Consider the following 6620-nt stretch of genomic DNA (forward strand, 5'->3'; position numbering starts at 1 on the left):
GTGTCGGACTCAGCCGGACTTGTTGCCGGGCTGCTGCAGGCGGAATTTCTCTTTGCGCTCAATCTGCACGACCTGAGCGTTGTGCACGGTGATCTCCACTGCACCGAAGCGCAGGTCGCGCAGCGCGCTCTGGATTTCACGCAGAATGGTGGCTTCGTCCTGACCGTCGATGCTACGCAGAGATGCACTCATGCTCGTTCTCCATTGAGTAAGGGTGCCGGGCAGAGGAAGGGGATTGCGCCTGGCTTGAGGGCAATCTTAGTGATGGCGGGATATTCTTAAAAATACTGTTTAAGAATGTTTATATAACTGAATTACTGAACAGCCCAGTAGGTGGCTGTGGGAGCGGGCTTGCCCGCGAATGCCGTGGTGCAGCCACTGTTGCATTCGCGGGCAAGCCCGCTCCTACAGGGGGCGAGGCTTCAGTTCTGCGCCTGCGGCTCTCGGATCTTGTACCAGGCCACGTACAGCGCCGGCAGGAACAGCAAGGTCAGCAGCGTTGCGCTGATGATCCCGCCGATCATGGCGTAGGCCATCGGGCCCCAGAACACCTCGCGAGCAATGGGGATCATCCCCAGGCTGGCCGCCGCGGCCGTGAGCAGGATCGGCCGGCGCCGATGGTTGGTCGCCTCGACCACCGCGTCCCAAGGTGAGTAGCCCTGGGCCTCGAATTCGTCGATCTGGGTCACCAGGATCACCGAGTTGCGGATGATGATGCCGATCAGCGCAAGAATCCCGAGGATCGCAACGAAGCCCATCGGCGTTCCCGTCGGCACCAGCGCCAGCACCACGCCGATCAGCCCCAGCGGCGCGACACTGACCACCAGGAACAGCTTCTGCACGCTGTGCAACTGGATCATCAGGAAGGTCGCCATCAGGAACAGCATCAGCGGCACCACCTGACGGATCGGGCCCTGGGCCTTGGCGCTCTCCTCCACCGTACCGCCCGTGGCCACCTCGTAGCCCACTGGAAGCTTGCTGGCGAACTCGTCGATCTTCGGCTTGAGCTGGGCCACCAGATCGGTAGGCTGGATCTCGCCGGCCACCGAGGCCTTGATGGTGATGGTCGGTTTGCGGTCACGGCGCCACACCAGCGGCTGCTCCAACTCGTAACGCACGGTGGCGAAGGCCAGCAGCGGAATCGAGGTGCCGTTGGGGGTGAGAATCTGCAGGTTCTGCAGGGTATCCGGCGAGCCACGCTCGCTGTCCTCGGCACGGGCGACGACATCGATCAGGTAGATGTCGTCGTTGACCTGAGTGATCGGCACGCCACTGACGATGCTGTTCATCACATTGGCCACGTCTTCGGACGACAGCCCCAACTGCCGGGCCTTGTCCTGGGCGATCTCGACCCGCAGCACCTTTCCGGGCTCGTTCCAGTCGTAGATCATCTCACCGATGTGCTCGTTGCTGTCGAGCAGGGTGGCCAGCTCGATGGCATGGCGGCGCACCTGGTCGATATCCTTGCCGCTGACCCGATACTGGATCGGCCGCCCCACCGGCGGGCCCATTTCCAGCGACTGGACGTTGGTACCGATGCCGACGAAGTCCTTGTGCAGGCGCTCCTGCAGGCGCGCCATCAGCCCGCCGCGTTCCTCCAGGCCCTTGCTGACGATCACGAATTGCGCGTAGTAAGGGTTCTGCAGTTGCTGGTCGAGAGGCAGGTAGAAACGAATCGCGCCCTGGCCGATGTAGGTGCTCCAGCTGACGATGTCCGGATCGTCCTTGAAGGTCGCCTCCAGGCGATCCACCGCCTTGCGGGTCTCTTCGATCGAGGCGTTCTGCGGCAGGTTGAGATCGACCAGGATTTCCGGGCGGTCCGAAGATGGGAAGAATTGGTTCTGCACGAAACGCATACCCACCACCGACAGGATGAACAGCACGATGGTGCCGATCACCGTGATCCAGCGATGGCGCATGCACCACAGCAGGCCATGCTCGAAGGCGCGCCCTACCCTGCCCGGCTCGGTCTCGTGGGCCTTGACCTTCTGGCTGTTGAGAATATGCACGCCCAGCACCGGGGCGAAGAACACGGCCACGATCCACGACACCAGCAACGCCACGGCGATCACCGCGAACAGGGTGAAGGTGTACTCGCCGGCAGAGCTGGCGTTCAACCCGATCGGCACGAAGCCAGCCACGGTCACCAGGGTGCCGGTAAGCATGGGAAACGCGGTCGAGGTGTAGGCGAAGGTCGCGGCCTGCTCCTTGGTTTCACCCATTTCCAGGCGCGTGACCATCACCTCCACGGTGATCATTGCATCGTCCACCAGCAGCCCCAGGGCGATGATCAACGCACCAAGGGAAATCCGCTGCATGGTGATGCCGCTGTACTCCATGAACACGAAGACCATCGCCAGCACCAGCGGAATCGAACAGGCCACCACCAGCCCTGCGCGGATACCAAGGCTGATGAAGCTCACCACCAGCACGATGACCACCGCTTCGAACAGCGCACTGGTGAAGCCGCCCACAGCCTTCTTCACCACCACAGCCTGGTCGGAAACCGTATGCACACCCACGCCCACCGGCAAATCGGCGGTGATGCTGGTCATCTTCTCCTTGAGCAACTGGCCGAACACCTCGATGTTGCCGCCGGCCTTCATGCCGATCGCAAGGCCGATCGCCGTCTCGCCGTTGTAGCGGAACATGGGTGCTGGCGGGTCGACGTAGCCACGCTCGATATTGGCGATGTCGGCCAGGCGGAAGAAGCGATCATTGATGCGCAGGTTGACGTTCTGCAGATCCTTCTCGGAGGCGAACTGTCCGCTCGTGCGCACCGAGATGCGCTCTGGGCCGGCCTCTATGACCCCGGCAGGCGTGACCGCGTTCTGCGACTGCAGCGCCTGCATCACCTGGCGCTGGTCGATACCCAGGGCTGCCAGCTTGCGGGTGGAGAAGTTCAGATAGAGCACTTCGTCCTGGGTGCCGATCAGCTCGATCTTGCCGATGTTGGGCACCTCGCGCACCTCGGCGCGCACCTGCTCGACGTAGTCGCGCAACTGACGCAGGGTCAGGCCGTCGGCAGTGAAGGCATAGATCGAGCCGAACACATCGCCGAATTCGTCGTTGAACCCCGGCCCCTGGATGCCCTCGGGGAATTCGCCGCGGATGTCCTGGATCTTCTTGCGCACCTGGTACCAGATGTCGGGGATGTCCTTGGCCTTGGTGGTGTCGCGCAGGTACACGTAGACGGTGGACTCACCGGGGCGGGTATAGCTTTTCACGTAGTCGAGCGAGTCCAGTTCCTCGAGCTTTTTCTCGATACGGTCGGTGACCTGCAGCAGGGTCTCGTCCTGGGTCGCGCCGGGCCAGCGGGTCTGGATCACCATGGTCTTGATGGTGAAGGAAGGGTCTTCCTCGCGGCCCAGGTTGAGGTAGGAAAACACGCCCATCAGCAAGCTGACGAACATCAGGTACCAGACGAAGGACTGGTGCCTGAGGGCCCATTCGGAGAGGTTGAAGCTTCCTTTCATCGTGCGTCCTCGTCGAAGGTGACCTTCTGGCCAGGCTTGAGGCTGTTGACACCGGCGGTCACTACCCGCTCGCCAGGCTGCACACCGCCTGCCAGGACGATGCTGTCATCGGTGCGCTCGAGCAGGGTGATGTCGCGGGTAGCCACGGTCTTCTGCTGCGGATCGACCACCCACACCTGGGTCTTGCCATCACGCTCGAGCAGCGCGGTGGCCGGCAGCTGGCTGCGCGGAGTCACCGCCGAGCTCAGGGTGACGCTGATCGCGGTACCGAGGTGGAAGCCGTTGGGCGTGCTCGCCAGGCTCAACCGTGCACGCCGGGTGCGGGTGGTGGCGTCGGCCTGGGGCTCGAGCTCGCGCAGGGTCGCGGTGGTATTGAGGCTCGGGTCCAGTTGCGAGGCGACCGTGAAGGTCAGCGCCGGGGTCAGTTGTTCGGCCAGGTGGATCGGCAGGTCGATGACCGCCTCCTTCACATCCGGGCGCGCCAGGGTGACGACCTCCTGCCCGGCGCTGACCGTCTGCCCGGCTTCAGCGCGCCAGGCGGTGACTACTGCAGCGTGATCGCTGCGCAGGGTGCTGTAGCCGAGCTGGTCGCGTGCCTGGCTGACCGCCGAACGGGCCTGCTCGAGCGAGGCGCCGGTGGTCTTCAGATCGGTCTGGGCAATGTCCAGCTGGGCCTGGGCGCCGACGCCGCGGTCATACAGCTGCTGCTGGCGGCGGGCATTGGCCTGGGCGTTGATCCATTGCGCCTGGACGCGCGCCAGGTCGCCTTCGGCGGCGCGCAGCTGGTTCTGCTGGTCGGTGGGATCGAGGGTGGCCAGGGTGTCGCCCGGTTTTACCTGCGCGCCCACGTCCACCCAGCGCCGCGCAATGCGCCCGGACACTCGGAAGCCCAGGGTGCTTTCAAAGCGTGCCTGGATGGTGCCCGCAAAACGACCGAGCTGCGACTGCATCTGTGGCTCGACCAGGGTCGAGAGCACCGGCCGCACGGGCTCGGGCGCCGGCTCATCGCCCTTGCAACCGGGCAGCAGGGTGGCTGTGGCAAGTAACACCAGCAAGGGTTTCATGGCTCACCTCCGGGGCTCTTGGCGTCGACTTTCTGCACCTGCATACCCGGATGCAGCAACTGGCCGCCACTGACCACCACGGTTTCGCCGCTTTTCACGCCGTCGCTGATGACGATGCGCCCGGTGAGATAACGCGCCACCTGGACCTTGCGCAGTTCGACCTTGTCGCCCTCGCCCACCACCCACACCGCCGGCTCATGCAGCGCCTTGGTCAGCGCCGACCAGGGCAATTCGATGCTTGGGCGCCCCTGGGCGTGAGCCGTGGCGGTTACCGGCGAGCCCAACTGCATGGCAGCCGGCACGTTACGCAGCGCCACCTTGACCTGCACCGTACCGCTCTCGGCAGACACCGTCGGGGTGATCTCGCGCACCCGTCCTTCGGCCTGCACCTTGGGGTTATCCACAAGCCGGACGATCACGCCTTCGTCGCTGGGTGGCGACACCAGCAGCGACTCATAGACGTTGAAGACGGCATCACGATCGCCGTCGGTGGCCAGGCTGAAGATCGGCATGGTCGCCTGCACTACCTGGCCAACCTCGGCCTGGCGCGCGGTGATCACCCCATCCGCCTCGGACACCAGGTCGGTGTAGCTCAATTGCTCACGGGCATTGGCCAGTTGTGCCTGGGCCGCCTTGAGCGCGCTCTGGCTGCTGCGCAGGGCAGCTTCAGCCGAGTCGTATTCACTCTGGCTGGTGTAGCCCTTGGGCAACAGTTTCTGCTGACGCACGAAGGCGGCGCGGGTCTGGGTGACCCTCGCCTGCTCGGCGAATACCTCGGCCTTGGCTGAGTCGACATTGTTCTGCAGGTCTTTCGGGTCCAGGCGCGCCAGCACCTGGTTAGCCTTGACGTGGTCGCCCACGTCGACGTTGCGGGCGATGATCTTGCCGCCCACGCGAAATGAAAGGTCGGTCTGTACGCGCGCCTGCACATCACCGGTGAGGGTGACGTTGGCGGCGAAATCGGTAGGTTCGACCCGTGCCACGCCGACGCGTGGCAGTTCAGGGCTGGACGCCTGTTCCTTGCAGCCTGACAGCACTGACAACAACCCCAGGCAAACGACCAACAGCGCACGCGTAAACGTCATGCAGGCTCCTTGCTTGCGCGCAAATGATTCGTGGGATGCGACTGTCAGCGTAGTCCAGGGTTCAATAAACGGCACTGTGGGGTTCGGCTTTGGATCGGCGGTGAAGCTTTCGCGGGCAAGCCCGCTCCTACAGGGGGGTGGGCCTGTGGAAGCGGCGGCTCGGCGCTCCGACTTGCCCGCGAAAAGGCCACTGCAAAATCCGGAAACCATGACTGGCGCCAAGGTCGGAACAGCACCGCTAACCTCCAAAGGTCAATTTCATGGAGGAAATTCGATGCCCCTGGCCCATTCCCACCGCCTGCGCCGCGGCCGCTGCTCAGAGCCTGGCAGGTGCTACCTGCTGACTGCCGTCACCCACGAACGACAACCCCTGTTCCACGACCTGCGCAGCGCCCGGCTGCTGGTGAAACAGCTACGCCTGTCAGATCAGGAAAACGCCAGCCGCACGCTGGCCTGGGTGCTGATGCCGGACCATCTGCACTGGTTGATCGAATTGAGGGGGGTGACGCTTGGGAGTTTGATGCGCAGGTTCAAGTCGCGATCGAGCCTGGCTCTGCACAAAGCGGGGGTCAGGCAGTATCCGGTGTGGCAACCCGGCTACCATGATCGGGCCTTGCGCAGAGAAGAAAGCCTGCAAAGCGCTGCGAGGTACATCGTCGCCAACCCATTGCGGGCGGGCCTGGTCGATCATGTTGGGGACTATCCACATTGGGATGCCGTCTGGCTTTGAATCTGCGGTGAAGCTTTCGCGGGTAAACCCGCTCCCACAGGGATTGGGCAGGCCTCAGATTCTTGAGCAAGACAGTTGCTCCAACAGGATCACCACAAGCTTCAAAAGCAGTGGTGATCCTGTAGGAGCGGGTTTACCCGCGAAAAAGTCACCGCGCTGCCTGGCACGGGCTACGCCCGTGCTCGCGGGACAAGCCTGTTCCCACAGGGATTGCGCAGGCCTCAGATTCTTGAGCAAGACAGTTGCTCCAACAGGATCACCACAA

At 63.5% G+C, this 6620-nt stretch carries 5 protein-coding genes; 1 reads left to right on the forward strand and 4 read right to left on the reverse strand.

The genetic code is table 11. From position 1 onward, the window contains the following. Positions 1–9 precede the first annotated feature (9 nt). From oscA to IAE40_RS07705, 4 genes are all read right to left on the reverse strand, one after another. Positions 10–192 carry a sulfur starvation response protein OscA gene (gene oscA, locus IAE40_RS07690; protein WP_016489716.1) on the reverse strand — a complete coding sequence of 61 codons (183 nt, stop codon included), beginning with the start codon at positions 190–192 and terminating at the stop codon, positions 10–12. Between the two features lie 230 nt (positions 193–422). Continuing rightward, positions 423–3476 (reverse strand): efflux RND transporter permease subunit, encoded by a 3054-nt coding sequence (locus IAE40_RS07695; protein ID WP_054891097.1) that lies wholly within the window; start codon positions 3474–3476, stop codon positions 423–425. Further along, positions 3473–4540, reverse strand: coding sequence for an efflux RND transporter periplasmic adaptor subunit (locus IAE40_RS07700; RefSeq protein ID WP_200602946.1), 1068 nt, complete (start codon positions 4538–4540; stop codon positions 3473–3475). Before IAE40_RS07700 ends, IAE40_RS07695 begins: the two co-directional genes overlap by 4 nt. After that, positions 4537–5625: an efflux RND transporter periplasmic adaptor subunit gene (locus tag IAE40_RS07705; RefSeq protein ID WP_153774824.1), complete on the reverse strand. Its 1089-nt coding sequence runs from the start codon at positions 5623–5625 to the stop codon at positions 4537–4539. The genes IAE40_RS07700 and IAE40_RS07705 overlap by 4 nt, the downstream gene beginning before the upstream one ends. A 274-nt stretch (positions 5626–5899) precedes the next feature. Between IAE40_RS07705 and IAE40_RS07710 the strand changes: the two genes are divergently transcribed. Further along, positions 5900–6355 carry an REP-associated tyrosine transposase gene (locus tag IAE40_RS07710; protein ID WP_197890523.1) on the forward strand — a complete coding sequence of 152 codons (456 nt, stop codon included), beginning with the start codon at positions 5900–5902 and terminating at the stop codon, positions 6353–6355. Positions 6356–6620: the final 265 nt, after the last annotated feature.

Source organism: Pseudomonas sp. S44 (genome assembly GCF_016624805.1).
Classification (GTDB): Bacteria; Pseudomonadota; Gammaproteobacteria; order Pseudomonadales; family Pseudomonadaceae; genus Aquipseudomonas; species Aquipseudomonas machongensis.

Excerpts from the sequence above, each read along its gene's own strand:
- oscA (WP_016489716.1), bottom strand. The coding sequence starts at position 192 with ATGAGTGCATCTCTGCGTAGCATCGACGGTCAGGACGAAGCCACCATT.
- IAE40_RS07695 (WP_054891097.1), bottom strand. The coding sequence starts at position 3,476 with ATGAAAGGAAGCTTCAACCTCTCCGAATGGGCCCTCAGGCACCAGTCC.
- IAE40_RS07700 (WP_200602946.1), bottom strand. The coding sequence starts at position 4,540 with ATGAAACCCTTGCTGGTGTTACTTGCCACAGCCACCCTGCTGCCCGGT.
- IAE40_RS07705 (WP_153774824.1), bottom strand. The coding sequence starts at position 5,625 with ATGACGTTTACGCGTGCGCTGTTGGTCGTTTGCCTGGGGTTGTTGTCA.
- IAE40_RS07710 (WP_197890523.1), top strand. The coding sequence starts at position 5,900 with ATGCCCCTGGCCCATTCCCACCGCCTGCGCCGCGGCCGCTGCTCAGAG.